The organism is Pseudomonas sp. FH4 (assembly GCF_000510915.2).
Lineage (GTDB): Bacteria > Pseudomonadota > Gammaproteobacteria > Pseudomonadales > Pseudomonadaceae > Aquipseudomonas > Aquipseudomonas brenneri.
The window spans coordinates 16,798-42,406 of the sequence record NZ_AOHN01000035.1 but is presented as its reverse complement, the minus strand read 5'-3'; the positions used below and the strand labels follow the sequence as shown (position 1 = coordinate 42,406).

The 25,609-nt window shown below is 61.7% G+C and carries 25 protein-coding genes and 1 pseudogene; 9 read left to right on the top strand and 17 right to left on the bottom strand.

Translation table 11 applies throughout. The features are described from left to right. Positions 1 to 36: 36 nt before the first annotated feature. The 3 genes from H097_RS23660 to H097_RS23650 are packed head-to-tail and all read right to left on the bottom strand — an operon-like array spanning position 37 to position 3,795. Positions 37 to 1,503: a D-aminoacylase gene (locus tag H097_RS23660; protein ID WP_032862837.1), complete on the bottom strand. Its 1,467-nt coding sequence runs from the start codon at positions 1,501 to 1,503 to the stop codon at positions 37 to 39. A 1-nt stretch (position 1,504) separates the two neighbouring features. Further along, a complete protein-coding gene (locus H097_RS23655; RefSeq protein ID WP_032862836.1) occupies positions 1,505 to 2,365 on the bottom strand; it encodes a MurR/RpiR family transcriptional regulator in 861 nt (286 codons plus the stop codon). Positions 2,366 to 2,391: 26 nt separating this feature from the next. Continuing rightward, positions 2,392 to 3,795 (bottom strand): gluconate:H+ symporter, encoded by a 1,404-nt coding sequence (locus H097_RS23650; protein WP_032862834.1) that lies wholly within the window; start codon positions 3,793 to 3,795, stop codon positions 2,392 to 2,394. A gap of 194 nt (positions 3,796 to 3,989) precedes the next feature. On the opposite strand from H097_RS23650, the gene H097_RS23645 reads away from it, so the two are divergent. Beyond that, entirely contained in the window at positions 3,990 to 4,367 is a 378-nt protein-coding gene (locus tag H097_RS23645) for a lysozyme inhibitor LprI family protein (RefSeq protein ID WP_032862833.1), read from the top strand. Between the two features lie 115 nt (positions 4,368 to 4,482). On the opposite strand, the gene H097_RS23640 is transcribed toward H097_RS23645, so the two are convergent. From H097_RS23640 to H097_RS23625, 4 genes are all read right to left on the bottom strand, one after another. After that, positions 4,483 to 5,928: a SulP family inorganic anion transporter gene (locus H097_RS23640; protein ID WP_032862831.1), complete on the bottom strand. Its 1,446-nt coding sequence runs from the start codon at positions 5,926 to 5,928 to the stop codon at positions 4,483 to 4,485. Positions 5,929 to 5,990: 62 nt separating this feature from the next. Continuing rightward, entirely contained in the window at positions 5,991 to 6,887 is an 897-nt protein-coding gene (locus tag H097_RS23635; protein WP_032862830.1) for a LysR family transcriptional regulator, read from the bottom strand. 41 nt (positions 6,888 to 6,928) lie between these two features. Then, positions 6,929 to 7,519, bottom strand: a complete 591-nt coding sequence (locus H097_RS23630; RefSeq protein WP_032862828.1) for an NAD(P)H-dependent oxidoreductase — start codon at positions 7,517 to 7,519, stop codon at positions 6,929 to 6,931. 124 nt (positions 7,520 to 7,643) lie between these two features. Then, the gene (locus H097_RS23625; protein ID WP_032862827.1) at positions 7,644 to 8,408 is read right to left on the bottom strand and encodes a sulfite exporter TauE/SafE family protein; all 765 of its coding nucleotides are present in this window, start codon (positions 8,406 to 8,408) and stop codon (positions 7,644 to 7,646) included. Positions 8,409 to 8,509: 101 nt separating this feature from the next. Here H097_RS23625 and H097_RS23620 point away from each other — a divergent pair, with 101 nt between their 5' ends. Then, on the top strand, positions 8,510 to 9,439 hold the full coding sequence (locus H097_RS23620) for a LysR substrate-binding domain-containing protein (protein WP_050593435.1): 930 nt from the start codon (positions 8,510 to 8,512) through the stop codon (positions 9,437 to 9,439). On the opposite strand, the gene H097_RS23615 is transcribed toward H097_RS23620, so the two are convergent. After that, the gene (locus H097_RS23615) at positions 9,436 to 10,866 is read right to left on the bottom strand and encodes an amino acid permease (RefSeq protein WP_032862826.1); all 1,431 of its coding nucleotides are present in this window, start codon (positions 10,864 to 10,866) and stop codon (positions 9,436 to 9,438) included. The two genes, H097_RS23620 and H097_RS23615, sit on opposite strands and share 4 nt — an antisense overlap. 151 nt (positions 10,867 to 11,017) lie before the next feature. Next, on the bottom strand, positions 11,018 to 12,268 hold the full coding sequence (gene kynU / locus H097_RS23610; RefSeq protein WP_032862825.1) for a kynureninase: 1,251 nt from the start codon (positions 12,266 to 12,268) through the stop codon (positions 11,018 to 11,020). A gap of 143 nt (positions 12,269 to 12,411) precedes the next feature. Between kynU and H097_RS23605 the strand changes: the two genes are divergently transcribed. Next, entirely contained in the window at positions 12,412 to 12,885 is a 474-nt protein-coding gene (locus H097_RS23605) for an Lrp/AsnC family transcriptional regulator (protein WP_017531067.1), read from the top strand. A gap of 37 nt (positions 12,886 to 12,922) precedes the next feature. Here the strand turns inward: H097_RS23605 and catA are convergent, their stop codons facing one another. The 3 genes from catA to H097_RS23590 are packed head-to-tail and all read right to left on the bottom strand — an operon-like array spanning position 12,923 to position 15,326. Further along, positions 12,923 to 13,852 (bottom strand): catechol 1,2-dioxygenase, encoded by a 930-nt coding sequence (gene catA / locus H097_RS23600; protein WP_032862822.1) that lies wholly within the window; start codon positions 13,850 to 13,852, stop codon positions 12,923 to 12,925. Between the two features lie 42 nt (positions 13,853 to 13,894). Further along, a complete protein-coding gene (gene catC / locus H097_RS23595) occupies positions 13,895 to 14,185 on the bottom strand; it encodes a muconolactone Delta-isomerase (protein ID WP_032862821.1) in 291 nt (96 codons plus the stop codon). Between the two features lie 13 nt (positions 14,186 to 14,198). Continuing rightward, positions 14,199 to 15,326: a muconate cycloisomerase family protein gene (locus H097_RS23590; RefSeq protein WP_032862820.1), complete on the bottom strand. Its 1,128-nt coding sequence runs from the start codon at positions 15,324 to 15,326 to the stop codon at positions 14,199 to 14,201. A gap of 114 nt (positions 15,327 to 15,440) precedes the next feature. Between H097_RS23590 and H097_RS23585 the strand changes: the two genes are divergently transcribed. Next, positions 15,441 to 16,316: a LysR family transcriptional regulator gene (locus H097_RS23585; protein ID WP_032862819.1), complete on the top strand. Its 876-nt coding sequence runs from the start codon at positions 15,441 to 15,443 to the stop codon at positions 16,314 to 16,316. A gap of 43 nt (positions 16,317 to 16,359) precedes the next feature. Here H097_RS23585 and H097_RS23580 read toward each other — a convergent pair whose 3' ends face one another. After that, entirely contained in the window at positions 16,360 to 17,361 is a 1,002-nt protein-coding gene (locus tag H097_RS23580) for a helix-turn-helix domain-containing protein (protein ID WP_032862817.1), read from the bottom strand. Between the two features lie 310 nt (positions 17,362 to 17,671). Between H097_RS23580 and antA the strand changes: the two genes are divergently transcribed. Then, a complete protein-coding gene (gene antA / locus H097_RS23575; protein WP_032862816.1) occupies positions 17,672 to 19,063 on the top strand; it encodes an anthranilate 1,2-dioxygenase large subunit in 1,392 nt (463 codons plus the stop codon). After that, complete coding sequence (gene antB / locus H097_RS23570; RefSeq protein WP_032862815.1) at positions 19,063 to 19,554, top strand: anthranilate 1,2-dioxygenase small subunit; 492 nt, start codon at positions 19,063 to 19,065, stop codon at positions 19,552 to 19,554. Before antA ends, antB begins: the two co-directional genes overlap by 1 nt. Positions 19,555 to 19,565: 11 nt before the next feature. On the opposite strand, the pseudogene H097_RS29130 reads toward antB, so the two are convergent. Next, positions 19,566 to 19,685: pseudogene (locus tag H097_RS29130) on the bottom strand (outer membrane lipoprotein carrier protein LolA); the annotation flags it as partial. A gap of 12 nt (positions 19,686 to 19,697) precedes the next feature. Here H097_RS29130 and antC point away from each other — a divergent pair. Together antC and H097_RS23560 are read left to right on the top strand one after the other, a co-directional pair. After that, the gene (antC, locus tag H097_RS23565) at positions 19,698 to 20,705 is read left to right on the top strand and encodes an anthranilate 1,2-dioxygenase electron transfer component AntC (protein ID WP_032862814.1); all 1,008 of its coding nucleotides are present in this window, start codon (positions 19,698 to 19,700) and stop codon (positions 20,703 to 20,705) included. Positions 20,706 to 20,776: 71 nt separating this feature from the next. Then, positions 20,777 to 22,180, top strand: a complete 1,404-nt coding sequence (locus tag H097_RS23560) for an amino acid permease (RefSeq protein ID WP_032862813.1) — start codon at positions 20,777 to 20,779, stop codon at positions 22,178 to 22,180. Between the two features lie 189 nt (positions 22,181 to 22,369). Here H097_RS23560 and kynA read toward each other — a convergent pair whose 3' ends face one another. Further along, entirely contained in the window at positions 22,370 to 23,227 is an 858-nt protein-coding gene (kynA, locus tag H097_RS23555; protein WP_032862811.1) for a tryptophan 2,3-dioxygenase, read from the bottom strand. Then, positions 23,224 to 23,874, bottom strand: a complete 651-nt coding sequence (kynB, locus tag H097_RS23550) for an arylformamidase (RefSeq protein ID WP_032862810.1) — start codon at positions 23,872 to 23,874, stop codon at positions 23,224 to 23,226. Before kynB ends, kynA begins: the two co-directional genes overlap by 4 nt. Positions 23,875 to 24,316: 442 nt before the next feature. Here kynB and H097_RS23545 point away from each other — a divergent pair, with 442 nt between their 5' ends. Then, the gene (locus H097_RS23545) at positions 24,317 to 24,661 is read left to right on the top strand and encodes a cupin domain-containing protein (RefSeq protein WP_032862809.1); all 345 of its coding nucleotides are present in this window, start codon (positions 24,317 to 24,319) and stop codon (positions 24,659 to 24,661) included. A gap of 48 nt (positions 24,662 to 24,709) precedes the next feature. On the opposite strand, the gene mmsB is transcribed toward H097_RS23545, so the two are convergent. Continuing rightward, entirely contained in the window at positions 24,710 to 25,597 is an 888-nt protein-coding gene (gene mmsB / locus H097_RS23540) for a 3-hydroxyisobutyrate dehydrogenase (RefSeq protein ID WP_032862808.1), read from the bottom strand. Between the last annotated feature and the right edge of the window lie 12 nt (positions 25,598 to 25,609).

The following is a 25,609-nucleotide window of genomic DNA, read 5'->3' as shown; positions in this document are numbered from 1 at the left end:
CACTATAAAGGCCCGGCCAAGAGAAATGACAGAACCCTAGCGCAGCACATCAAACCCCCGGCGCAAATCCCCGGAGCGCGCCAGAAACTGCCCTGCCCGTTGCCCGTTCGCCTGCCCGTCCTGATAGCTCAACACACCATTGATCCAGACCCCGTCGATGCCTTCGGCAGCCCGTTGTGGGTCCTTGAAGTCGGCCACATCCCGCACCCGTACAGGGTCGAACAGCACCAGGTCGGCCCAGTGCCCCTCGCGGATTTCACCGCGCCCGGCCAGGCCAAATCGTGCGGCCGACAAGCCGGTCATTTTGTGTACCGCCGTGTGTAGCGGGAACAGTCCGAGGTCGCGGCTGAAATGTCCGAGTACCCGCGGGAATGCGCCCCACAAGCGCGGATGGGGGAATGGGTCTTCCGGCAGGCCATCAGAGCCAACCATCGACAGTGGATGGGCGAGGATACGCTGCACATCAGACTCATCCATTCCGTAATACACCGCCCCCGCCGGTTGCAGGCGGCGGGCAGCGTCCATCAGGGAAACGTCCCACTCGGCGGCGATGTCCTGCAAGTCTCGCCCGCCTACTTCCGGGTGCGGCGTCGACCAGGTGATGGTGATACGGAAGGCATCGGTGACTTGCTTGAGGTCCAGGGTCGAGGAACTGGCGGCATAGGGATAACAGTCGCAGCCCACCGGATGGGTCTTGGCTGCCTGTTCCAGGGACGCCAGCAACTGTGGACTGCGCCCCCAATTGCCCGCGCCGGCGCATTTGAGGTGGGAGATAATCACCGGCGCCTTGGCGTGGCGGCCGATCAGAAACGCCTCGTCCATGGCCTCCAGCACCGGTTCGAACTCACTGCGCAAATGGGTGGTGTACACCGCGCCAAACGCTGTCAGTTCTTCACTCAGTTGCAGCACTTCGTCGGTGTCGGCGTTGAACGCGCTGGCGTAGGCCAGGCCTGTGGATAAACCGAGGGCACCCGCTTCAAGGCTTTCCTGCAATTGCACACGTATCAACGCGATTTCAGTCGGCGTGGCGCTGCGCTGCAGGTCGTCCATATGGTTGCTGCGCAGCGCCGTATGGCCGATCAATGCCGCGACGTTGAGCGCCGGCTGGGCGTTTTCCACGGCGCTGCGGTAATCGATAAAACGCGGATAGACAAACGCCTCGGCCTTGCCCAGCAGGTTCATCGGGTCCGGCGGATCACCGCGCAGGCTGACCGGCGAGGCGCTGATGCCGCAGTTGCCGACAATCACCGTAGTCACGCCCTGGCTAAGCTTGGGCAGCATCTGCGGCTGACGGATCACCACGGTGTCATCGTGGGTGTGCACGTCAATAAACCCCGGCGCCAATACGCGGCCACTCGCCTCGATCTCATGCTCGCCACGGGCCGCCGACAAGTCGCCGACCTTCTCGATACGCCCATCACGCACACCCACGTCAGCGACATACCCCGGTGTGTTGCTGCCATCAATGATCAGCGCCTGGCGGATCAGCGTGTGGTACTTCATCTCAATCTCCAAGCGGCAGGCTGTCAGGGCCGCCGCGATAGTCGTCCAGGGCCAGCTTGATCCGGCGCAGGCGTTCCTGGTTGTCGTCCGGCAAGGCCAGAGCCAGTTCGGTAGCGAGTACATCAATGGCCAGCAGCATGCCGTAACGCGCCGCCGTGGGTTTGTAGATAAAACTGGTTTCGGCCGGTTGCAGTGGCAGCAGCACGTCGGCCAATTGCGCCAGCGGTGAATCGGCCAGGGTGATGGCGACAATCCGAGCACCGTAGTTGCGGGCCAGTTCCACCACGCCCAGCAACTCGGGCGTGCGGCCAGTCAGGGAGCAGACGATCAGCGCATGCTCCGGTCCCAATGTCGCGGCGGTGACGCGCATCATCACTGGGTCATGGCAGGCCGCAATCGGATAACCCAAACGCACCAGGCGCACCTGCAACTCGTCGCTGCACAGGCTCGACGGGCCGCCCATGCCGAACGCGTGGGTCATCCGCGCCTTGCCCAACAGGTTCACCGCATCGACAAAAGCGGCCTGGTTGAAGCCCGATAGGTGCTGGCGCAAGGTCGCTTCGATATCACCGAGGATCTGGCGATGAAACGCCGATTGTTCGGGCAACCCCGCCGGATCGAGAAAACGGCTGCCTACGCCGCTGGCCTGGGCCAGTTGCAGGCGCAGGTCACGCAAGTCACGGCAACCGACGCTGCGGGCAAAGCGCGACAAGGTGGCGGTGCTGACCTCGGCGCGCTGGGACAACTCTTCCAGGCTGGCGGATGCGGCGAAGCCCACATCGTCAAGCATCAGCCGGGCGATACGCCCTTCACCGGCGCTGAAGGAATCCTGGCGGGCGCGGATCTGGTAGAGGATGTCCATGGGGTCTCCAGGTTACAAAATGAGGCTCATAAAACAAGAGACAGGCCGTAGGTCAGACCGAAGGCGACCAGCGAAATCAAAGTCTCCAGCACGGTCCAGGTCTTGAAGGTCTGGATCACCGTCATATTGAAGTATTCCTTGATCAGCCAGAAGCCGCCGTCGTTGACGTGGGAAAAGATCACCGAGCCAGCACCGGTCGCCAGCACCAGCAATTCCGGGTGTGGATAACCCAGGCCCAGGGCCACGGGTGCGACAACGCCCGAAGCGGTGGTCATGGCCACAGTGGCCGAGCCGGTGGCAATGCGCATCAGCGCGGCGAACAACCAGCCCATCACCAGCGGCGACAGGTTGAAGGCATTGGCCATGCCGAGGATTTCGTGGGTCACGCCGGCGTCCACCAGGATCCGGTTCAAGCCACCGCCCGCGCCCACCAGCAAGGTGATGCTGGCGGTCGGTGCCAGGCATTCGTTGGTGAACTTGAGGATCGACTCGCGGTTAAAGCCCTGGGCCAGGCCCAGGGTCCAGAAGCTGAGCAGGGTCGCCACCAGCAAGGCGATCACCGAGTTGCCGATAAACAACAGGAACTGGTTGAAGCCAGTGCCCGGCGTGGAGATCAGGTTGGCCCAACCGCCGATCATCATCAGCACCACTGGCAACAGGATCGTGCCCATGGTCAGGCCAAAACTTGGCAGACGGGTGCGTGGTTCGCGCTCGATGAACTGGCGCTCCAGCGGGTTCTCGGCAGGCAAGTGAATGCGCGGCACGATGAACTTGGCGTACACCGGGCCGGCGATGATCGCGGTAGGGATGCCGATCAAAATCGCATACAGCACGGTCTGCCCGACGGAGGCGTTGTACGCCAGCACCGCCATCATCGCCGCCGGGTGTGGTGGTACCAGGGCATGTACCACTGACAGGCCGGCAACCATCGGCAGGCCGACCATCAGGATCGACACACCCACGCGCCGGGCCACGGTAAAGGCAATCGGCACCAGCAATACAAAACCGACCTCGAAAAACAACGGCAGCCCCACCAGGAAGGCAATGCACACCATGGCCCAATGGGCATTACGCTCGCCGAAGCGGTCGATCAGGGTACGTGCCACCTGCTCGGCACCACCGGACTCGGCCATCATCTTGCCGAGCATCGTGCCCAGGGCCACCACCAGCGCAATATGCCCCAGGGTCTTGCCGACACCCGCTTCATAGGAGCCCATGATCGTATCCGCCGGCATCCCGGCCAGCAGCGCCAGGCCAATGGACACCAAGGTGATAACGATAAACGGATTGAGCCGATAACGTGCAATCAGCACGATCAATGCAATGATGGCGATGGCAGCGTATGCCAACAGCCAGATGCCCGGTGATGCGGCCATGCGGTACTCCTCGGAAAGGGTCACGTCGAATTGGTTGTGAAACTCATAAATCATTACCGAGGAATATTTTCAAATTTTATGAAAGTAATTTTCGCGAACGGATAAGCGCTGTCGCTTTGGGACATGCCCGCAGAGCAAAGATGAAAATCGGGGGATAGTTCTTACATGCAGGCTGTAGTGGGTACGGGAAACTCGACTGCCGCTTTCCGGTCATAGATTGCGCATCGAATCCCCTCAGGAAATCCACCATGAACCGCACAACCCTCGCCGCCAGCGCGCTATTGCTGGCCTTGTCCGGCACCGCAGCGGCCAGCAGCCCGGCGCTGCAAAAGTGTCTGGACAACGCCAGCAACACCGGCGCGATAGTCGGCTGCAACGCCCAGGAAACCAAGATCCAGGACAAGCGCCTGAACAGCGCCTACAAGACCGCGCTGCAGGCCCAGCAAGGCCCGCGCAGGCAGCAATTGCAGGCTGTGCAGCGCCTGTGGATCAAATACCGCGATGCCAATTGCGCCTTCGCCGGCTCCGCGACCGGCGGTAGCATCGATCAGATCAACGGCTCCGGCTGTGTGCTGGACATGACCCAGACCCGCGCCGAAGAACTGGAAAATCTCGTCGGACCTTGATCCCTGTGGGAGCGGGCTTGCCCGCGAAAAACCTGAGATCGCCGCGTGTATCCAGAAAGCCCGCGTGATCGTTGACGCTTTTCGCGAGCAAGCTCGCTCCTACAGGGTGGGTGGATCAGTCGTGCTGCACCCGCGCGCGCTTGAGCAATTTCTTGCAGCGCTCGGACAAGTGCAGCACCCGCAGGTGCTTGCCAGCCTTGCTGTAGCGCTCGCGCAAGGTCATCAACGCCGCGATGGCGGAGTAGTCGACAAAGCTCAGGTGCCGGCAATCGAGTGTCACCTGCTGCGGGTCGTTGGCCGGGTCGAACTGGTTGAGGAACGGCGTGGTCGAGGCAAAGAACAAGGTGCCGTGCAAGCGGTAGAGCTTGCTGCCATCCGCCTCCAGATGTTCATCGGCATACAGCTCGCGGGCCTGTTGCCAGGCAAAATTGAGCGCGGCAATCACAATCCCGCACAGCACCGCGGTGGCCAGGTCGGTGAATACTGTAATCACCGTCACCGCAATGATCACCAGCACATCATTGAGCGGCACTTTGTTGATGACCCGCAGCGACGCCCAGGCAAAGGTCTGCTGGGACACCACGAACATCACCCCCACCAGCGCCGCCAGGGGAATGCGCTCGATCAGCGGCGACAGAAACAGGATAAACAGCAGGATCATCACCCCGGCAAACACCCCGGAAAAACGCCCGCGCCCGCCCGAGCTGAGGTTGATCACCGTCTGCCCGATCATCGCGCAGCCGCCCATGCCGCCAAACACCCCGCTGACCATATTCGCCGCGCCCAGGGCCACGCTTTCACGGTCGGGGTAGCCGCGGGTCTCGGTGATTTCATCGGTGAGGTTCAGGGTCAGCAGGGTTTCCAGCAACCCCACCATCGCCATCAAAAACGCGTAAGGCGCAATGATGCCGAGGGTTTCCAGGGTCCAGGGAATCTGCGGCAGCGCGAAGGTCGGCAGGCCACCGGCGATATGGGCCATGTCGCCCAGGGTGCGGGTGGGCAAGCCCAGCAGGTACACCGCAAGCCCCACGCCGAGAATCGCCACCAGCGCCGGCGGTACCGCGCGGGTCAGGCGCGGCAGCAGGTAGACGATGGCCATGGTGGCCGCCACCAGCCCCGTCATCACATACAGCGGCGTGCCGCTGAGCCAGGCCTCACCACTCTTGAAATGCTCCAGTTGCGCCAGGGCAATGATGATCGCCAGGCCGTTGACGAAACCGAGCATCACCGGGTGCGGCACCATGCGCACCAGTTTGCCCAGGCGCAGCAGGCCGAAGGCAATCATGATCAGGCCGCCCAGCAACACCGTCGCCAGCAAGTACTCCACCCCGTGTTGCACCACCAGCGCGACGATCACCACCGCCATCGACCCCGCCGCCCCCGAGACCATCCCCGGCCGACCGCCGAACAACGCGGTCAAGGTACAGATGATGAAGGCGCCGTAGAGCCCCATCAGCGGGTTGAGGTGGGCCACCAGAGCAAAGGCGATGCATTCGGGCAGCAAGGCAAAAGACGTGGTCAGTCCGGCCAGGGCGTCGGCGCGCAGACGAGAGAGCTTCATGGGTATACCGGGGAGTGGCGGGGAGTGAGGCCGGGAATGGTACGCAAATGCGCAAAGCGCAGCTAGTCGGCGTAGCGCGCCAACTTCTCCTGGATAAAGTCCAAGAAGCACTGGATACGCAGGGCCAGTTGCGAGTTGCGGTAGTACACCGCATTGATCGGCTGGCGATAACCGCTGTTGAACGGGGCGAGCACCGTCTGCAAGCGGCCGGCGTTGATGTCTTCGATGGTCATGAAATGCGACAGGCAGGCGATCCCCTGCCCTTCCAGCGCCAACTGGCGCAGGGTTTCACCGCTGGACGCGGCAATGCCCGGTTCGATCTGCCAGCGATCACCCTGCACATGGCGCAGCGGCCAGTGGTTGAGGGTTTCGGTCTGGGTGAAGCCCAGCAACGTGTGGTTCGCCAACTCGGCCACTGTGCTCGGCGTACCGTGTTGCGCAAGGTACGCGGGGCTGGCGAGGATATGCAGCGGGCTGCAGCCCAGGGAGCGGGCGTGCAGGGTCGAATCCGCCAGGGTGCCGATGCGGATCGCAATATCGGTGCTCTGCTCCAGCAGGTCGATGATCAGGTCGTTGCTGTTGAGCTCCAGCTGGATATCCGGGTACAGGCGGCGGAACTCAGCGACGTACGGCACGATGGCATGCAGCATGAACGGCGATGCGGCGTTGATCCGCAAGCGCCCGGAGGGGGTTTGGTGTCGCGATGACAGGCGCTCCTCCAACTCCTCCATCTGCGCCAGGATCAGCTTGGCCTGCTCGAAGAAGTACTTGCCCTCTTCGGTCAGGTCCATGCGCCGCGTAGTGCGGTTGATCAGGGTGGTGTCGAGCTTGGCTTCAAGCCGCGACAAGCTACGGCTGACCGCCGAAGGCGTCTGCCCGACCTGTTCGGCAGCGGCGGAAATCGACCCGCATTCAATCACGCAGACAAAGATCTGTAGCTCATCGGATCGGGCTTTCAACGTGAATCCTCGTGAATACGGCTGCGTGGATACTAGCCGTATTACAGCGCCAGGTTAAACACCTGGGCCAGATGCTGCTCGTAGCGCAGCACATCGGCTTCGATGGATGGGCGTTTCATCACGTCCACACAGAGGAACGTCGGCAGGCCACTCATGCCGAGAAACTGGTTGGCCTTGTGGAACGGGAAGTACACCGCATCCACACCCTTGGCTTCGAAGAAATCGCTCGGATCGTCGAAGGCCGCCTGCGGCGCGTTCCAGGTCAGCGACAACATGTATTGCTTGCCCTGGATCAGGCCGCCGCTGCCGTATTTCTGCGACGCATCGGAACGGGTGCGGCCATCGCTGGCGTACAGGCTGCCGTGGCCTTCGGTGAACACCTCGTCGATGTACTTCTTGACGATCCACGGTGCGCCCATCCACCAGCCGGGCATCTGGTAGATGATCACGTCGGCCCAGAGGAACTTGGCGACTTCTTCAGCGACGTCATAGACGGCGTCGATATGGGTGACTTTCACGTCGATACCACCACGGTCCAGCACGGCCAGGGCGGCGTCGTGCAGGGTGTTGTTGTAGCGACCGTCAGAGTGGGCGAATTTTTTACCACCGTTGAGCAACAGAACTTTTTTCATGGGGGGTTAACCTGAAGGCTGAAAATGTATGAGCGCAGGCTACCGGCAACCCCTCGGGTGAATAAGCCGTGGATCGGCAAAACGCTTTTGACTTAAACGCACGAATAGCTATTTGATTATTGCTTCAACCACGCATCAACAGATGCCCACCCAAGGCCGCCATGCCGATGAAGAACACGCGCTTGAACAGCACGGCACTGATGCGCTGGCGCAGCTTTTGCCCCAGCCACATGCCCAGCAGCGCCGGTACCAGCGCCAACAGCGAGGCATTGAGTTCGCCAGCACCGAGGTTACCGCGCCAGAGCAGCCCGGCCGCCAGGGCCAGGGTGGAGACGGTGAAGGACAGGCCCAGCGCCTGCACCAGTTGGTCACGGCTCAAGCCCAGTGCTTGCAGGTAGGGCACGGCCGGGATCACGAAGACGCCGGTGGCCGAGGTGATGATCCCTGTCAGCAGGCCACACACCGGGCCCAGCCAACGCTCGGCGGCCGCAGGCACGCTGAACGCCGGTAGAAACAAACCGCACAGGGCATACACCAGCAATGCCCCGCCCAATGCCCGCACCACCCATGCACCACCGTCCATGCCCAACCACAGCGAACCGAGCCCGGTGCCGAGGAAAATCAGCAGGAGCATGGGCCACAGGCGTTTGCTCAATGCGCCCAAGTGCCCACCGAAGGCCAGTTGCCAGAGATTGCTGATGGTCGAGGGAATGATCAGCAGGCCCGCAGCCTGCGCCGGCAACATAGCCAGACCGAGCAGGCCCATGGCGACGGTGGGCAGGCCCAGGCCGATCACACCCTTGACGATGCCGGCCAGCAGGAAGGTGCCGATCACCAGCAACGTCAAGGCTGGGCCGAGGTTTTGGTAGAACGCGAGGAAGGTCGTCATGGGGGGATTGTGCGGGGTTGGCGTGGGGTTGGAAATTCGCCATATACTGAGGCAGCCTCTTGTTTTGTGTGAGGCTGAGAACGCTATCGGAATTTCCAGCCATGCACTTTGACCTGATCGACCTGCGCCTCTACCTGCACATCCTCGACACCGGCAATATCACCGCCGGCGCCGCCCGCAGCCATTTGTCCCTGGCCGCCGCCAGTGCGCGCATCCGGGCGATGGAAGCCTCGGCAGGCGTCGCATTCCTGGAACGCGGCCGGCGCGGCGTGACCCCGACCGCCGCTGGCAACGCCCTGGCCCGTCATGCCCGGCTGTTGTTGCAACAGGCCGAGCGCCTGCAACAAGAGCTGGCCGAATACGCCAACGGCGTCAAAGGCCAGGTGCGCCTGCTGTGCAACACCACAGCCCTCAGTGAATACCTGCCGGAGTTGTTGGCGGATTTTCTCTGCACCCATCCCAACCTCGATATCGACCTGCAGGAACTGCCCAGCCTGCGCATCACCCACGCCTTGCGCCAGGGCGCGGCAGACCTGGGGATCATTTCCGATGCGGTGGACACCCACGGCTTGCAGACCCGGCCGTTTCGCGATGACCCGCTGGTGCTGATCATGCCCACAGGTCATCCGCTGGCGGCGGGCCCGGTGAGTTTTATCGACAGTTTGCTCCACGACTATGTGGGATTGGCCGCCAACAGCGCGTTGGCGGTGTACCTGGAAGAACAGGCGCTGCACTCAGGTTTTCGCTTGCAGACACGGGTGCGCGCCGACGGGTTTGATGGGGTGATGCGCATGGTCGCCCGTGGCGCAGGGCTGGGGATTGTGCCGCAGGCGGCGTTGCAGCGCTGGCCCCACGCCCAGCAATTGCAGGCCCAACCCCTGACGGAGGACTGGGCCTGTCGCAAACTGCTGTTGTGCGCACGGTCGTTCGAGCAGTTGCCGGGTTATGCCACTGCCCTGCTGAACGCACTCACGGTAGGAGCGGGCTTGCCCGCGAAGGTCGTCAACGATAACGCGGGCTTGCAGGTTTAACGTGGCGCGCTCGGGTTTTTCGCGAGCACGCTCGCGCCTACAGGAGTTGGGCGGCGCTTGCGAAAGAACACGTAATACACCGTCGACAGGATCAACAGGAACGGCACGCCGAACACCAGGGTCATCTTGAACGCCTCGGTGAAGAACGTGGTGATCATCACCGCGCCCATCAGCACCAGCCCCAACAGCGTGCTGTAGGGGAACAGCCGCAGTTGGAACGACAACTTCGGCCCGCCGTGACGTTTGCGGTAACGGCGGAAGAACAGGTGCGTGAGGAAGATCATGAACCAGGTGAAGATCGCGCCAAACATCGAGATGGCCATCATCAGGGTGAAGGAGCTTTCCGGGTACACCACATTGAGCAGGGTCGCCAGGGCGATGCCCGAGCTGGACAGCAGCAGGGCATTGAGCGGGATCCCGCTTTTGCTCAGGGCGCCCATGGATTTTGGTGCAAAACCGGCGCGGGACAGGCTGAACATCATGCGCGTGGTGATGTAGAGCTGACTGTTCATCGCCGACAACGCGGCAATCAGGATCACAAAGTTCATCACCCCGGTGGCGCCGGGAATGCCGATGGTCTGCATCACCGTGACAAACGGGCTCTGGCTCTGCCCGGCCTGGTTCCACGGCACGATGGCCAGCATCAGCGCCAGGGTCAGCAGGTAGAACACCACCAGCCGCACAATCGTGGCGCGGAAGGCTTTTTTCACCGCCTGTTCCGGGTCGGCGGCTTCACCCGCCGCCACCGCGATCATCTCCACGCTCAAGTAGCTGAAGATCGACACGATCACGGCAATCCACATACCGCTCAGGCCATTGGGGAAAAACCCGCCGTGGGCCGTGTAGTTCTGCACCCCGTAATCCGGGTTGCCGGAGCCGAACACCACATACACCGCGAGGATGATGAAGCCGACGATGGCGCTGATCTTGATCGTCGAGAACCAGTACTCGAAGTTACCGAACGTCTTCACGCTGATGGCGTTGAGCACGATCAGCACGCTGGAGAACGAGACGATCCACACCCATTCCGGCACGTTGGCGAACCAGTACTTCATGTACATCGCCACCGCCGTGACTTCGGCGCCCACCGCCAGCACAATCGCTGCCCAGTAGGCATAGCGCACCAGGAACCCGGCCAATGGGCTGACATAGAACTCGGCGTAGGCGCCAAAGGAGCCAGAGGTGGAATGAGCCACCGTCATCTCCGCCAGGCAGCCCATCAACAACAAGGTAATCAACGCGCCGATGGCGTAGCTGACCAGCACGCTGGGCCCGGCATAACCGATGGCGTAAGCGCTGCCCATGAACAACCCGGTGCCGATGGCGCCACCGATGGCGATCATGCTCATCTGCCCGGAAGTGAGCTGGCGCCGCAGGCCCAGTTCGCGATTGGTGATTGCTGCAAAGCCGTTGTCTGGCGTGGTCACGTGGCGTGCCCCTTTATTATTGTGATGGTTACTGCTGACCAAGCACCTGTGGGAGCTGGCTTGCCTGCGATGAAATCGCCTCGGTATCACTGACATACCGAGGTGCCTGCATCGCTGGCAAGCCAGCTCCTACATGGGTTTTGTGGTGTTCTTAGGTGACGCTGTGGCGCACTTTGAATTGCGGTTGGTCCCAGGTGTTGCCGTCGAGGATTTCGCCAAGGATTTGCACCGCATCCCACACCTCGGTGAAGCTGGTGTACAGCGGGGTAAAGCCAAAACGCATGATCTTCGGCTCGCGGTAATCACCAATCACGCCACGGGCAATCAGGGCCTGGACGATGGCGTAGCCTTGCGGGTGTTCAAAGCTGACATGACTGCCACGCTTGGCATGGTCGAGCGGGGTAATCAGGGTCAGGTCGTGGGCGGCGCAGCGGCTTTGCACCAGTTCGATAAACAGGTCGGTCAGCGCCAGGGATTTGCGGCGCAGGCTGGCCATGTCGGTCTGGGCGAAGATATCCAGGCCGCACTCGACCATCGCCAGCGAGGTGATTGGCTGGGTGCCGCACAGGTAGCGGGTGATGCCCTTGCCCGCCACGTAGTTGGACTCCATGGCGAACTGGCGGCTATGGCCGAACCAGCCCGACAGCGGCTGTGTCACCAACTCCACCAGCGCCGGGTTGACCCAGACAAACGCCTGGGAGCCCGGGCCGCCGTTGAGGTATTTATAGGTGCAGCCAATGGCGTAGTCGGCGCCGGCCTGGTGCAGGTCGATCGGCACTGCGCCCGCCGAATGCGCCAGGTCCCAGATTGCCAGCGCGCCGCATTCATGGCTCAGGGCGGTCAGCGCCTGCATGTCATGCATGTAGCCGGTCTTATAGTTGACGTGGGTGATCATCACCACCGCCGTGTCCTGGTCGATGGCTTGCGGCAGTTCCTCGGGGCTGTTCACCAGGCGCAGGGAGTAGCCCTGTTGCAGCAGCGCGGCCAAGCCTTCGGCGATGTATAGGTCAGTGGGGAAGTTGCTCGCCTCACTGACAATCACTTTGCGCTGCGGCTGGCGTTGACGCTGCACGGTCAAGGCGGCGCTGAGCACCTTGAACAGGTTGATCGAGGTGGTATCGGTAATCACCACTTCAGCCTCGCCCGCGCCAATCAGCGGCGCCAGGCGATTGCCCAGGCGCTGGGACAGGTCGGCCCAGCCGGCACTGTTCCAGCTGCGGATCAAACCATTGCCCCACTCCTCGGCGATCACCGCTTGCGCCCGCTCCAGCGCCGCCACCGGACGCGCCCCAAGGGAGTTGCCGTCAAGGTAGATCACGCCTTCCGGCAGGGCGAATTGATCGCGCAATGGCGCCAGCGGGTCCTGGGCGTCGAGGGTCTGGCAATGGTTTCGGCTGGTCATGGAAAGTCCTGTTTTTATAGGTGACGATGGACCAAATAATGAACGAAGATTTGCAGAATTTTCGTGCAAAGTGCGCTACAACTGGCTTAATAAGCTGTAGGAAATTCGAATTTAACCTCCAAATACGCGGATTAATTCTAAGCATGATTCTCGACGCCACCGACCTGCGCCTCCTGCATTTCCTGCAACAGGATGGCCGTATCAGCAACCAGGAACTGGCGGAGAAAGTCGCCCTGTCGCCATCCGCCTGCCTGCGCCGTTTGCGCCTGCTGGAGAGTGAGGGGGTGATCAGCGGTTATCGCGCGGTGCTCAATGCCGAGCAGTTGGGCATCGAGCTGGAGGCCATCGTCCACCTGTCGCTACGCCAGGATGTGGAGGATTGGCACGAGACGTTTATCAAGAAGGTCCAGGGCTGGCCGGAAGTGGCCAGCGCCTATGTGATCACCGGCGCCAGCAACTATGTGCTGCGGGTGCAGGCGCGCAACCTCAAGCACTTCTCCGACTTTATCGTGAACCACCTGAACCGCACGGCGGGGGTGATGGATATTCGGTCGGAGATCGTGCTGCAGAAGATCAAGGATCGGGATGAGGTGCTGGATCTGGTCGTACGCAAATAACCAGCTCCACCGCCGCTCCCACATTTTTTTACTGCATTCAGTCTTCGAGGGCGCGTACGCGTTGCATGCGTTTTTGCTCGACCGATGCCACCGCTGGCTGCAACTCGAAGTCAAAGTCGATCTGCGCAAACTTGCCTTCCACGCCAAATTCGCGCGCCAGCTGTTGATCCTCGCTGAAACGAATCTCGGCAATCAACTCATCCCGCGTGGCATAGGCAAAGTCATCATGCAGGTACGGATCATCCGACAGGTTGATCTGCGTGGTCAGGTGCCGATGCCCCGGTGCCGAGATGAAGAAGTGGATATGCGCCGGCCGCTGGCCGTGACGCCCCAGTTGATCGAGCAACTGCTGGGTCGGGCCGGTCGGTGGGCAGCCGTAGCCGGACGGGACGATGCTGCGAAAGCGGTAGTTGCCCTGGGCATCGGTCTCGATCCGACGACGCAGATTGAACTCCGATTGCGTCGGGTCGAACCAGGAGTAAGTGCCGCCGGTATTGGCCTGCCACACATCCACAATCGCCCCGGCCAATGGCTTGCCATCGACATCGCGCACCTGCCCGCGCATGAACAACGGCACGGCCGCATCCAGGCCATCGTCAAGTCGCGCCTCGTACTTGGACAGCGGCGCGCCGGCCACATACAACGGCCCTTCGATGGTGCGCGGGGTACCGCCGGACTTGCCGGCTTCCTCGTCGGCCGCGTCCATCAACATATCCAGGTAATGCTCCAGGCCCAGGCCTGCGGCCAGCAACCCGGCTTCCTGGTTCTTGCCCAGCTCGTTGAGGTAGTTGACCGCCTTCCAGAACTCTTCCGGGGTCACTTCCAAGTCTTCGATGATGTTCACCGTATCGCGCAGGATCCGGTAGATCAGCGCCTTGGCCCGTGGGTTGCCGGCGTCATTGAGGTTGCCGCTGGCTTCTTCGAGGAAGCGTTGGGCGTGGGCAGTCTGGGACAGTCGAATGGACATGGTGCAATCCTCATCTTGTAATTATTAGGTGGCTAGACAGGCTCAGCGATCATCCTCACGGATCGACGACGGATGCCGGCAAAGGGCATTCACTTCGATGGCCATGTAGGGATAGAGCGGCAGTTGCATCAGCAGGTCATGCAGTTCCTGCACGCTGTCGACATCGAACACGCTGTAGTTGGCGTACAGCCCGGCGATACGCCACAGGTGGCGCCATTTGCCCTGCGCTTGCAGACGTTGGGCCAGGGCCTTTTCGTCGGCCTTGAGGGCCGCCGCGCGCTCGGGGTTCATATCGACGGGCAGGTTGACGGTCATTTTTACGTGGAACAACATCGCAGGCGTCCTCTTAATGTTTGTCGCGACGGAAGAACGCCAGGCGCTCCTCATCAATGGCCAGGCCCAAACCCGGGGCGGTCGAGACATGCAGGTGGAAATCGCGATACAGCAGCGGCTCGGTGAGGATGTCCTCGGTGAGCAGCAGCGGCCCGAACAGCTCGGTGTCCCAGGCCAGTTTGTTCAAAGTGAGAAACGCATGGGCCGACGCCAGGGTGCCGACCCCGCCTTCGAGCATGGTGCCGCCATACAGGCCAATACCTGCCGCCTCGGCAATCGCCGCCGTGCGCAATACCGCGCGCGGGCCGCCGTTTTTCGCGATCTTCAGCGCGAACACCGAGGCCGCACCTTCGCGGGCCAGGTTGAAGGCATCTTCGACACACTCGATGGATTCGTCCGCCATGATCGGTGCCGGGCTCGACAGGTTGAGCCGGGCCATGCCGCCACGGTTATTGCGCGAGATCGGCTGCTCGATCAGATCGATACCGTTGTCGCCCAGCACCTTGCAGGCACGCAGGGCCACGGCTTCGTCCCAGGCCTGATTGACATCGACCCGCACGCTGGCGCGCTCGCCCAGGGCCTTTTTGATCGCGATCACGTGGGCCAGGTCCTGGCTGACTTCCCCGGCGCCGATCTTCAACTTGAAGATCCGGTGGCGGCGCAGGTCGAGCATCTTCTCGGCTTCTTCGATGTCTTTTGCGGTGTTGCCGCTGGCCAGGGTCCACGCCACCGGCAAGGCATCGCGCACGCGGCCGCCGAGCAGTTCGCTGACGGGCAGCCCCAGGCGCTTGCCGAGGGCATCGAGCAAGGCACTTTCGATACCGGACTTGGCAAAGGTGTTGCCACGGATGCTGCGCTCCAGGCGCAACATGGCCGCATTGATGTTGCTGGCGTCCTGGCCAATCAACAGCGGCGCAAAGTGTTGGTCGATATTGGTCTTGATGCTGTCGGGGCTTTCGTTGCCGTAGCTCAAGCCACCGATGGTGGTGGACTCGCCAATCCCTTCGATGCCGTCGGCGCAACGCACGCGAATGATCACTAGGGTCTGGTTCTGCATGGTGTGCATCGCCAGCTTGTGCGGGCGGATGGTGGGGAGATCGACGATGATGGTCTCGATCGACTCGATGGCACAAATCGGCATGGCAATACCCGTTGGGTTCTTTATAGGTCTAGCCTGATTCTGTCGCCCATTGTTGTTGGCTTCCAATATAGAATTGGTCTCGAACAATACCCTCAAGGTATGAGAGGAATCCGTATGGAACTGCGCCACCTGCGTTACTTCCAGGTGTTGGGGGAAACCCTGAACTTCACCCGTGCTGCCGAACGCCTGCACATTGCCCAGCCGCCGTTGAGCCGGCAGATCCAGCAATTGGAGGATGAATTGGGCGTGGTCCTGCTGGAGCGTGGCCGGCCACTGCGGCTGACCGAAGCCGGGCGGTACTTCTATGAACACGCCAATGTGCTGTTGGAGCAACTGGCCAAGACCTGCGATAACACGCGGCGCATTGGCCTGGGGCAGAAGACCTGGCTGGGCATCGGTTTTGCCCCCTCGACCCTGTATGGCGTACTGCCGGAGCTGATTCGCCGCCTGCGCAGCCATGACGCGCTGGAGCTGGAGCTGGGGCTGGCGGAGATGACCACCCTGCAACAGGTCGAAGCGCTCAAGGCCGGGCGTATCGATGTGGGTTTCGGGCGGATTCGCATTGATGACCCGGCCATCGTCCAGCGCGTGCTGGTAGAGGATCGGCTGGTCGCGGTGTTGCCCGCCGGGCACCCGCTGCTGGGCGCGCCGGTAACGCTCGCGCAACTGGCCGCCGAGCCACTGGTGCTCTACCCCGGCAACCCACGCCCCAGTTATGCCGACCATGTGATCGCACTGTTCGACACCCATGGCTTGGCGATCAAGGTGGCGCAATGGACCAATGAATTGCAGACCGCCATCGGCCTGGTCGGCGCGGGCATGGGCGTGACGCTGGTGCCGGCCTCGGTGCAGATGCTGCATCGGGCCGATATCGGCTATACGCCGATTGTCGAGGCCACGGCGACTTCGCCGATCATTCTCAGCCGGCGGATTAATGACCAGTCGCCGGGACTCAGCCATTGCCTGCAATTGGTTGAAGAGCTGATCTGAAATCTCCCAAACACCAGCTCCCACATTTTGATCTGCAGTGTGTTCAGGCACCGCGCATGCGTCGGGCATCGTTGCGCTGCAAGGTCTGGCTGGGGGACTCGTCGAACAGCTTGCGGTACTCGGCGGAAAACCTTCCCAGGTGGGTAAAGCCCCAGCCCAGGGCGATCTCGGAGATGGTGCGGGTGGCCCCGTGTTCAAGAATTTCCTGGCGCACTGCGCTCAGGCGGTACTTTTTCAAATACGCCATGGGCGACAGGGCGAAGTATTTGCGAAACGCATCGAACAACTTGAACCGTGATACGCCGGTGGCCGCCTCCAGGTCTTCCAGGTGCAGCGCTTCGCGGGCGTTGGCGTGGATGTACTGGCGGGCGCGGATCAGATAGTGGGGCAACTTGACCCCCAGCACGTCGCGCAATTCTTCGGAGTAGTTGTTCGGCTGGGCCAGGATCAGGCCCTTGATCAGCGAGCTTTCCAGGTCACGGGTGAAGGCGGCCTGGTCATACAGTTCGCTGCTGTGTTCCAGCTCCGCGATGAAGTGCCGCGCCATGCGCCACCACGCCGCCGGTGCGCCCTGCACCGCATCCATCACCGACTCAAAGCGCAGCGGCGCATCAATCGGGCGCTGCAGCAGACCCTCCAGGGTTTCGCTCATCGCCGCACGGGTAATCACCACTTGCAGCTTGCGGCAGTCCCCCGAAATCGCCAGCACCTGGTGTTCATTGGGCGAGATGATCACGCCCTGGTCGCGGTTGGAGCTCAGGCGCTGGCCACCCTTGCTCAACTCCTGCTCGCCCACCAGCGGCAGGCTCAGGCTGTAGCTGCTGAAGTGTTCGGCGTCTTCGATATCAATGGTCACGTCGGTGCCGTATTCGATCACCCCAAGCGTAGTGGCGCGGGACTTGAACACGTTGGCACTGTGGTGGAATCGCAGGCGTTCCGGGGTGGTGGTTTCCAGCCGATGGGGCCCGCAGATGCCGGACATCCAGCTGCGGGCGCCTTCAAGGTCGAAACGTTCAATACGGATATCGCGTGTATGGCTACTCATCAGGTTGCACTCACGGCGGTTGTGGCCAGCGCGCTCTGACGGCGCGTCCGGTGGATCAAGGCAAGTTCTGCGCCACGCCAGGCACTTGCCCACTGGGTGGATAGCAAGCGCCGACTATGTGGATAAGAAGCCGGCTTTTGCGACAAATGCCAGGCAAGACAGTAGCGCATTCCCCTGCGTCGTTGCACCCAAGTGGGTACTTGCTCCCCAACTATGCGGCCCATCTTCCCCGACTAAGCGGATAGCTGGCCGCCCTCCTGCCCGCCTCTAATGGACCACCGATTAGCCACCCAACAAAAAGGTGCCTCCCATGAGTGGTGCAAGAAGCGTCGAGCAGTGGAAAACCTTTATCGAAAGCTGCCTGGATTTTCGCCCGGCAGACGAAGTGTTCCGCATCGCCCGTGACATGTTCACCGAGCCCGAACTGTTCGACCTGGAGATGGAACTGATCTTCGAGAAAAACTGGATCTACGCCTGCCACGAAAGCGAACTGGCCAACAACCATGACTTCGTGACCCTGCGCGCCGGGCGCCAGCCGATGATCATCACCCGCGACGGTGAAGGCCAGCTCAATGCCCTGATCAACGCCTGCCAGCATCGCGGCACCACCTTGACCCGCGTCGGCAAGGGCAATCAGTCCACCTTCACCTGCCCGTTCCACGCCTGGTGCTACAAGAGCGATGGTCGCCTGGTGAAGGTCAAGGCGCCGGGGGAATACCCGGAAAGTTTCGACAAGGCCACCCGCGGCCTGAAGAAGGCGCGCATCGAGAGCTACAAGGGCTTTGTGTTTATCAGCCTCGACGTGCAGGGCACCGACAGCCTGCAAGACTTCCTCGGCGACGCCAAAGTGTTCTTCGACATGATGGTCGCGCAGTCGGCCACCGGTGAGCTGGAAGTGCTGCCCGGCAAGTCGGCCTACACCTACGACGGCAACTGGAAGCTGCAGAACGAAAACGGCCTGGACGGCTACCACGTCAGCACCGTGCACTATAACTACGTGGCCACCGTGCAACATCGCCAGCAGGTCAACACCGAAAACGGCAGCGCCTCCGGCAGCACCCTGGACTACAGCAAGCTCGGCGCCGGCGATGCCAATACCGATGACGGCTGGTTTGCCTTCAACAACGGCCACAGCGTGTTGTTCAGCGACATGCCCAACCCCAGCGTGCGCTCGGGCTACGCCACCATCATGCCGCGCCTGGTGCAAGAGCATGGCCAGGCCAAGGCCGAATGGATGATGCACCGCCTGCGCAACCTGAACGTCTACCCGAGCCTGTTCTTCCTCGACCAGATCAGCTCACAACTGCGCATTATCCGCCCGGTGGCGTGGAACAAGACCGAGATCATCAGCCAGTGCCTGGGGGTCAAGCACGAGTCTGACGCCGACCGCGAGAACCGGATCCGCCAGTTTGAAGACTTCTTCAACGTGTCCGGCATGGGCACCCCGGACGACCTGGTGGAGTTTCGCGAAGCCCAGCGCGGTTTCCAGGGCCGCCTGGAACGCTGGAGCGATATCTCCCGGGGCAGCCATCGCTGGGCAACCGGGCCGACGCCCAACAGCGAAGCCATTGGCATTACACCTGCGATGACCGGCACCGAATTCACCCACGAAGGGCTGTACGTCAACCAGCACCGCAACTGGCAGAAATTCCTGCTGGACGGTCTCGACACCCAAGCCCTGAAACTGCACGAGGTGAAATGATGAGCGCGCAATTGCAGTACCAGATCGAGCAGTTTTTCTACCGTAAATCCGAGCTGTGCGACGCCCAGGACTGGGATGCCTATGTGCAACTGTTCGACCCGCAGAGTGAGTTCCACCTGCCGCAATGGGATTCGGAACACGTCTACACCCGCGACCCCAAGCGCGAGATGTCGCTGATCTACTACGCCAACCGTTCGGGCCTGGAAGACCGGGTATTCCGCCTGCGCACCGGCAAGGCGGCTTCCGCAACGCCGATGCCGCGCACCTTGCACCTGATCAATAACGTGCGGGTTAGCGAGCTGGCAGACGGCTGCCTGGAGGTGCGGCTGAACTGGCACACGCTGTTTTATCGGTTGGCGATGTCGGAGCAGTTCTATGGCCACGCCACCTATAGCCTCAAGCCCCATGGCGACAGCTGGCTGATCACGCGCAAGCATGCGCTGCTGCTCAACGACACCATCAACTCGGTGCTGGATTTCTACCACCTCTAACAGTCCCCCCCAACTGTAGGAGCGAGCTTGCTCGCGAAAAACCCAAGGGCGCCGCGGGCATTCAGGATGCCCACGCCATCGTTAACGCTTTTCGCGAGCAAGCTCGCTCCTACAGGTATTACCCAATCCATGGAGAACGGTGGATGAATCACAAAGTGGCCTTCAGTTTTGCCGACGGCAAGACCTTGTTCTTCCCGGTGGGCGCCAACGAGATCCTGCTGGATGCGGCGCTGCGCAACGGGATCAAGATCCCCCTCGATTGCCGCGAAGGTGTCTGCGGCACCTGCCAGGGGCGCTGCGAGTCCGGCGACTACAGCCAGGACTATGTCGACGACGAGGCGCTTTCCAGCCACGACCTGCAACAACGCAAGATGCTCAGTTGCCAGACCCGGGTCCAATCCGACGCGGCGTTTTACTTCGATTTCGATTCAAGCCTGTGCAATGCGCCAGGGCCGGTGCAGCTCAGCGCCAAGGTGTGCGCGGTGCAACAGGTGTCGGCCAGCACCGCGATTTTGTCGCTGCAGCTTGAGCAGGGCCTGGATTTTCTACCAGGCCAGTACGCCCGGCTGTCGATTCCCGGCTCCGATAGTCAGCGCTCGTACTCCTTTGCCAACCGTCCGAGCAACCGTTTGCAGTTTCTGATCCGCCTGCTGCCGGACGGGGTGATGAGCAATTACATCCGCGAACGCTGCCAAGTCGGCGATGAACTGCGACTGGAGGCCCCCCTGGGCGCGTTTTATCTGCGCCACGTGACCCAGCCGCTGGTACTGGTGGCTGGCGGTACCGGGTTGTCGGCGCTGCTGGGGATGCTGGACGAATTGGCCGAGCGCGGCTGCGAGCAACCGGTGCATCTGTATTACGGCGTACGTAGCGCTGAAGATTTGTGCGCAGCGCAGCGCATCCAGGCCTATGCCGAATCAATCCCGGGATTTCGCTACACCGAAGTGCTCAGCGACCCATCGCCGCAGTGGACCGGCAAACGTGGCTATCTGACCGAGCATTTCGACATGGCCGAATTGCGGGACAGTTCGGCCGATATGTACGTATGCGGCCCCCCTCCAATGGTCGAATCCATCAAGAACTGGCTGCAAGATCAGGCACTTGATGGCGTTCAGCTGTATTACGAAAAGTTTACCGAGAGTAATATCTGACCCCTCAGCAGTGAGGGGCGGGTCTGGCGTGCAGGATCAACCCTGAAAAAAACAAGTAGAAGGGAATGTTAATGGCGGATGACATGGTTAACCCGGTGGGCCTCAAGCGTGGCCTGAAAAACCGGCATATTCAGCTGATTGCCCTGGGAGGGGCGATTGGTACGGGTTTGTTCCTCGGTTCGGCCGGGGTACTGAAGTCGGCGGGGCCGTCGATGATCCTGGGCTATGCGATAGCCGGGTTCATCGCGTTCCTGATCATGCGCCAGCTGGGCGAGATGATCGTCGAGGAACCGGTCGCCGGCTCCTTCAGCCACTTCGCCCACAAATACTGGGGCGGGTATGCCGGCTTCCTCGCCGGCTGGAACTACTGGGTGCTGTATGTACTGGTGGGCATGGCCGAACTGACAGCCGTGGGCAAGTACATCCAGTTCTGGTGGCCGGAAATACCGACCTGGGTCAGTGCCGTGGTGTTCTTCATTGCGGTGAACCTGATCAACACCCTGAACGTGAAGTTCTTCGGTGAGACCGAGTTCTGGTTCGCGATCATCAAGGTGGTGGCGATCATCGGCATGATCGTGCTCGGCTGCTACCTGCTGTTCAGCGGCACCGGCGGCCCGCAAGCGTCGATCAGCAACCTGTGGGACCACGGCGGCTTCTTCCCCAATGGCGGCATGGGCCTGCTGATGGCCATGGCCTTCATCATGTTCTCGTTCGGTGGCCTGGAGCTGGTGGGTATTACCGCAGCCGAAGCCAGCGAGCCGCGCAAAGTGATCCCCAAGGCGATCAACCAGGTGGTGTACCGGATCCTGATTTTCTACGTCGGCGCACTGACCGTGCTGCTGTCGCTGTACCCATGGGATCAACTGCTGCAAACCCTCGGCGCCTCGGGCGATGCCTACAGCGCCAGCCCGTTCGTGCAGATCTTCTCGCTGATCGGTAACGACACCGCTGCGCACATCCTCAACTTCGTGGTGCTGACCGCCGCGCTGTCGGTGTACAACAGCGGCGTGTATTGCAACAGCCGCATGCTGTTCGGCCTGGCCGAGCAAGGCGACGCGCCCAAGGCGCTGATGAAACTCAACAAGCAAGGCGTGCCACTGCGTGCCCTGGGCATTTCGGCCCTGGTGACGCTGCTGTGCGTGGTGATCAACTACGTGGCGCCCAAGGATGCCCTGGTGCTGTTGTTTGCGCTGGTGGTTGCCTCGCTGATGATCAACTGGGCGCTGATCAGCCTGACCCACATCAAGTTCCGCAAAGCCATGGGCGAACAAGGCGTGGTGCCGTCGTTCAAGACCTTCTGGTTCCCGTTCAGCAACTACCTGTGCCTGGCGTTCATGCTGGTGATCGTGGGCGTGATGCTGGCGATTCCGGACATGCGCCCGTCGGTGTATGCGATGCCGGTGTGGGTGGGGATTCTGTTTGCGGCGTATTGGTTGCGGTCGAGAAAGGCCAAGGCCTTGGCCGTCGCGCAATAACCTGGTAGGAGCTGGCTTGTGTGGGAGCTGGCTTGCCTGCGATGCAGGCGCCTCGGTCTAACTGAACGACCGAGCCGCCTGCATCGCGGGCAAGCCCGGCTCCCACATGAACAGGGCCACAACAGGAATACACTACCAACAAAAAGCCCCGGTACTCGATGAGTGCCGGGGCTTTTTGTTGGGTTTCAATCAGAGCGTTGAACGCACTCGCCACAGCTCGGGGAACAGCACGGTGTCGAGCATCTTGCGCAGGTAGCCCACGCCCTCGGTGCCGCCGGTACCCGGCTGGAAGCCGATGATCCGCTCCACCGTGGTCACATGGCGGAAGCGCCATTGGCGGAACGAGTCTTCCAGGTCGATAAACTTCTCGGCCAACTGGTACAGGTCCCAGTACCGGTTCGGATCGCGATACACCTCGCGCCACGCTGCTTCCACGGATTCGTCATGCACCGTAGGCGCCGTCGGATCGCGTTGCGCGCGTTGCGGGTCAATCGCCAGGCCCGCCTTGATCATCAGGTTGATCGCCTCGTCATACAGCGACGGCGTGGCAATCGCCACTTGCAGTTCCTTCAGCAGCTCTGGGCGATGCGCATGAGGCCGCAACAGTGCCGCGCTTTTATTGCCGAGGATGAACTCGATTTCCCGGTACTGGAACGACTGGAAGCCCGACGACTGCCCCAGGTACGGGCGGATCGCCTTGTACTCCGACGGCGTCATGGTCGCCAGCACCGCCCAGGCGTGTACCAGTTGGTCGAAGATCCGCGACACCCGCGCCAGCATCTTGAACGCCGGCGCCAACTCACCCAGGCGCACGTGTTCACGGGCAGCCTTGAGCTCGTGCAGCATCAGCTTCATCCACAGCTCGGAAGTCTGGTGCTGGATGATAAACAGCATTTCATTGTGGTCCGGCGACAGCGGGTGCTGGGCCGTGAGCACTTTGCCCAGGTCCAGGTAATCGCCGTAGCTCATCGACTCGGAAAAATTCAGCTCAGCGTTATGCCATTCTTCCGGCGGCTGGTAATCAGGGGAGAAAGGACACTGGCTCATCGCGTGGGCTCCTTGAGCGGGCGCAGGATTGCTCGTACCGGGCTGGCATCGAGGTTGGCAAAACGCAGCGGTAGGGCGATCAACTCGTAATCACCCTGCGGCACGTCGTCGAGGACGATGCCTTCGAGAATCGCCATGCCATGACGGGCGACGGCGTTGTGGGCGTCCATGGTCTTGGACTGTTGCGGGTCCAGGGACGGGGTGTCGATGCCGATCAGGCGCACGCCGAGGCTGGCCAGCAGCTCGACGGTTTCCTTGGCGACAGCGGTGAAGTTCGAATCCCAGCTCGTCAGCGGCGCCTGTTGATAAGTCCGCAGCAGAACCCGCTCCGGCAGGTTGTCCAGGCGGCCTTGCAACTGCTCCGGTTGCACCAGCGCGCCGCTGTCCAGGCAATACAGCACCCGACACGGGCCCATATACACGTCCAGCGACACTTCGCCGATAGGTGCGCCGTCGGCGCTGTAGTGCAGCGGCGCATCGACGTGGGCGCCGGTGTGGGGCGACAGGGTGATGCGCCCGACATTCACCGGGCATTCGGGGCCGAACTGCCAGACGCGCTCTTCCTGGAATGGCGTATCGCCCGGCCAGGTCGGGGTGGCGGTGCTCAAGGGCGGGCTGATGTCCCACCACGTTTTTATTGGATTCATACGAGGCTCTCGGTTGTTTCTAAAGTGAATGATACGAGGGCCAGCGGTAAATATTCTTGCGATTTCCAGCGCCCGGCAGGATTTCTTTCGCACTTACTGCGAAGAAACATCCGATTATTGAACGGATCCATCAGCCGCCGCAGATCAAATGTGGGAGCGGGCTTGCCCTAATGCCAGTCAGTTAAGCGGATTCTGATTTCTGTAGGAGCGAGGGGGACGCCTAGTTCTTGCTCGCGAAGGACGTCAACAATAACGCGTGTTTGCTAGGTAAACGCGGCGCTCTCAAGTTCTTCGCGAGCAAGCTCGCTCCTACAGGGGGGCTGTGCAGGTTTTAAGATCGTATTCCAATGCGCTTCTGGGCATCCCGATGTCGAGTTCAGACCACTGGCATTCGCCCCGGCGCTATAGGGTTCACCTTTCCCTTTCCTGCCTTGGAGCCATCATGTCCCAGCCAATCACCGTATTGCGCGATACCCACCCCCTGCCGGTACTGGACGCCTGTAAATGGGAAAAGCTCGAAGGTGACCCGCACACCGTCAACCTCAACGCCTACACCAGCGAAGACGGCAGCAAGATCATGGGCACCTGGATCTGCACCCCCGGCAAATGGCGGGTGGAATATGTGAAGTGGGAATACTGCCACTTTCAGGAAGGCTACTGCGTGATCACCCCGGACGGCCTGGCGCCGATCCATCTGCGGGCTGGGGATATCTTTGTGGTAGAGCCCGGCATGACGGGCACGTGGGAAGTGGTTGAGACGGTGCGTAAGTATTTCGTGTTTGCCTGACCACGAAAAAACCGGGAACCCGCCCGACGCGGGTTCCCGGAAAATCCCTTACTGGGGTTTGCGATAGCTGTTGATGATCGCCGAGAAGTCCTTGCCCCCGTCCCCGCGCTGGCTCATCGATTGATACAACTGCTGCGCCACCGCGCCCAGGATCACTGGCTGGTGCGCCTGGCGTGCGGCTTCAGTCGCCAGGCCCAAATCCTTGAGCATCAGGTCGGCACCAAACCCGCCGGTATAACCCCGGGAGGCCGGCGCGGTTTCGATCACCCCCGGCCATGGGTTGTAGGTGTCGGAACTCCAGCAGCGCCCGGTGGAGCTGTTGATGATGCCGGCCAGCACTTGCGTGTCGATACCCAGGGCATCGCCCAGGGCCATGGCCTCGCTGACGCCAACCATGCTGATCCCCAACAGCAGGTTGTTGCAGATCTTGGCGATCTGCCCGGTGCCCACATCACCGCAATGCACGATGTTGCGACCCATCTGCGCCAGCACCGGCTGCAGGGTGGCGAACAGTTCCGGGTTGGCGCCGACCATAAAGGTCAACGTCCCGGCCTGGGCGCCACCGGTGCCGCCGGAGACCGGTGCATCAGCCATCGCCACGCCGTGTTTGGCTGCCGCAGCCGCTACGTCACGCGCGGTTTGCGGGTCGATGGTGCTGCAATCCACCGCAGGCACGCCTTTGCCGATGCCGGCAAGCACGCCGTCTTCATTCAGCCAGACGCTGCGCACATGGGCCGCGGCCGGCAGCATGGTCAACACCAGCTCGGCGCCCTGCGCTGCATCCCGCGGCGACGCGCTGATAGTGCCGCCCAGCGCGGCCAGTTCGTTGAGCACCGTCTGGTTCAGGTCGAACAGGTTCAGCGCGTGGCCGGCCTTGATCAGGTTGCGGGCCATGGGCGCGCCCATGTTGCCCAGGCCGATAAATGCAATCTTCATGGTCGTCTCCTT

What these genes read in the sequence shown, in the direction of transcription:
- H097_RS23660 (WP_032862837.1), bottom strand. Translation starts at nt 1,503, where the DNA reads ATGAAGTACCACACGCTGATCCGCCAGGCGCTGATCATTGATGGCAGC.
- H097_RS23655 (WP_032862836.1), bottom strand. Translation starts at nt 2,365, where the DNA reads ATGGACATCCTCTACCAGATCCGCGCCCGCCAGGATTCCTTCAGCGCC.
- H097_RS23650 (WP_032862834.1), bottom strand. Translation starts at nt 3,795, where the DNA reads ATGATTTATGAGTTTCACAACCAATTCGACGTGACCCTTTCCGAGGAG.
- H097_RS23645 (WP_032862833.1), top strand. Translation starts at nt 3,990, where the DNA reads ATGAACCGCACAACCCTCGCCGCCAGCGCGCTATTGCTGGCCTTGTCC.
- H097_RS23640 (WP_032862831.1), bottom strand. Translation starts at nt 5,928, where the DNA reads ATGAAGCTCTCTCGTCTGCGCGCCGACGCCCTGGCCGGACTGACCACG.
- H097_RS23630 (WP_032862828.1), bottom strand. Translation starts at nt 7,519, where the DNA reads ATGAAAAAAGTTCTGTTGCTCAACGGTGGTAAAAAATTCGCCCACTCT.
- H097_RS23625 (WP_032862827.1), bottom strand. Translation starts at nt 8,408, where the DNA reads ATGACGACCTTCCTCGCGTTCTACCAAAACCTCGGCCCAGCCTTGACG.
- H097_RS23620 (WP_050593435.1), top strand. Translation starts at nt 8,510, where the DNA reads ATGCACTTTGACCTGATCGACCTGCGCCTCTACCTGCACATCCTCGAC.
- kynU (WP_032862825.1), bottom strand. Translation starts at nt 12,268, where the DNA reads ATGACCAGCCGAAACCATTGCCAGACCCTCGACGCCCAGGACCCGCTG.
- H097_RS23605 (WP_017531067.1), top strand. Translation starts at nt 12,412, where the DNA reads ATGATTCTCGACGCCACCGACCTGCGCCTCCTGCATTTCCTGCAACAG.
- catA (WP_032862822.1), bottom strand. Translation starts at nt 13,852, where the DNA reads ATGTCCATTCGACTGTCCCAGACTGCCCACGCCCAACGCTTCCTCGAA.
- catC (WP_032862821.1), bottom strand. Translation starts at nt 14,185, where the DNA reads ATGTTGTTCCACGTAAAAATGACCGTCAACCTGCCCGTCGATATGAAC.
- H097_RS23590 (WP_032862820.1), bottom strand. Translation starts at nt 15,326, where the DNA reads ATGCCGATTTGTGCCATCGAGTCGATCGAGACCATCATCGTCGATCTC.
- H097_RS23585 (WP_032862819.1), top strand. Translation starts at nt 15,441, where the DNA reads ATGGAACTGCGCCACCTGCGTTACTTCCAGGTGTTGGGGGAAACCCTG.
- H097_RS23580 (WP_032862817.1), bottom strand. Translation starts at nt 17,361, where the DNA reads ATGAGTAGCCATACACGCGATATCCGTATTGAACGTTTCGACCTTGAA.
- antA (WP_032862816.1), top strand. Translation starts at nt 17,672, where the DNA reads ATGAGTGGTGCAAGAAGCGTCGAGCAGTGGAAAACCTTTATCGAAAGC.
- antB (WP_032862815.1), top strand. Translation starts at nt 19,063, where the DNA reads ATGAGCGCGCAATTGCAGTACCAGATCGAGCAGTTTTTCTACCGTAAA.
- antC (WP_032862814.1), top strand. Translation starts at nt 19,698, where the DNA reads ATGAATCACAAAGTGGCCTTCAGTTTTGCCGACGGCAAGACCTTGTTC.
- H097_RS23560 (WP_032862813.1), top strand. Translation starts at nt 20,777, where the DNA reads ATGGCGGATGACATGGTTAACCCGGTGGGCCTCAAGCGTGGCCTGAAA.
- kynA (WP_032862811.1), bottom strand. Translation starts at nt 23,227, where the DNA reads ATGAGCCAGTGTCCTTTCTCCCCTGATTACCAGCCGCCGGAAGAATGG.
- kynB (WP_032862810.1), bottom strand. Translation starts at nt 23,874, where the DNA reads ATGAATCCAATAAAAACGTGGTGGGACATCAGCCCGCCCTTGAGCACC.
- H097_RS23545 (WP_032862809.1), top strand. Translation starts at nt 24,317, where the DNA reads ATGTCCCAGCCAATCACCGTATTGCGCGATACCCACCCCCTGCCGGTA.
- mmsB (WP_032862808.1), bottom strand. Translation starts at nt 25,597, where the DNA reads ATGAAGATTGCATTTATCGGCCTGGGCAACATGGGCGCGCCCATGGCC.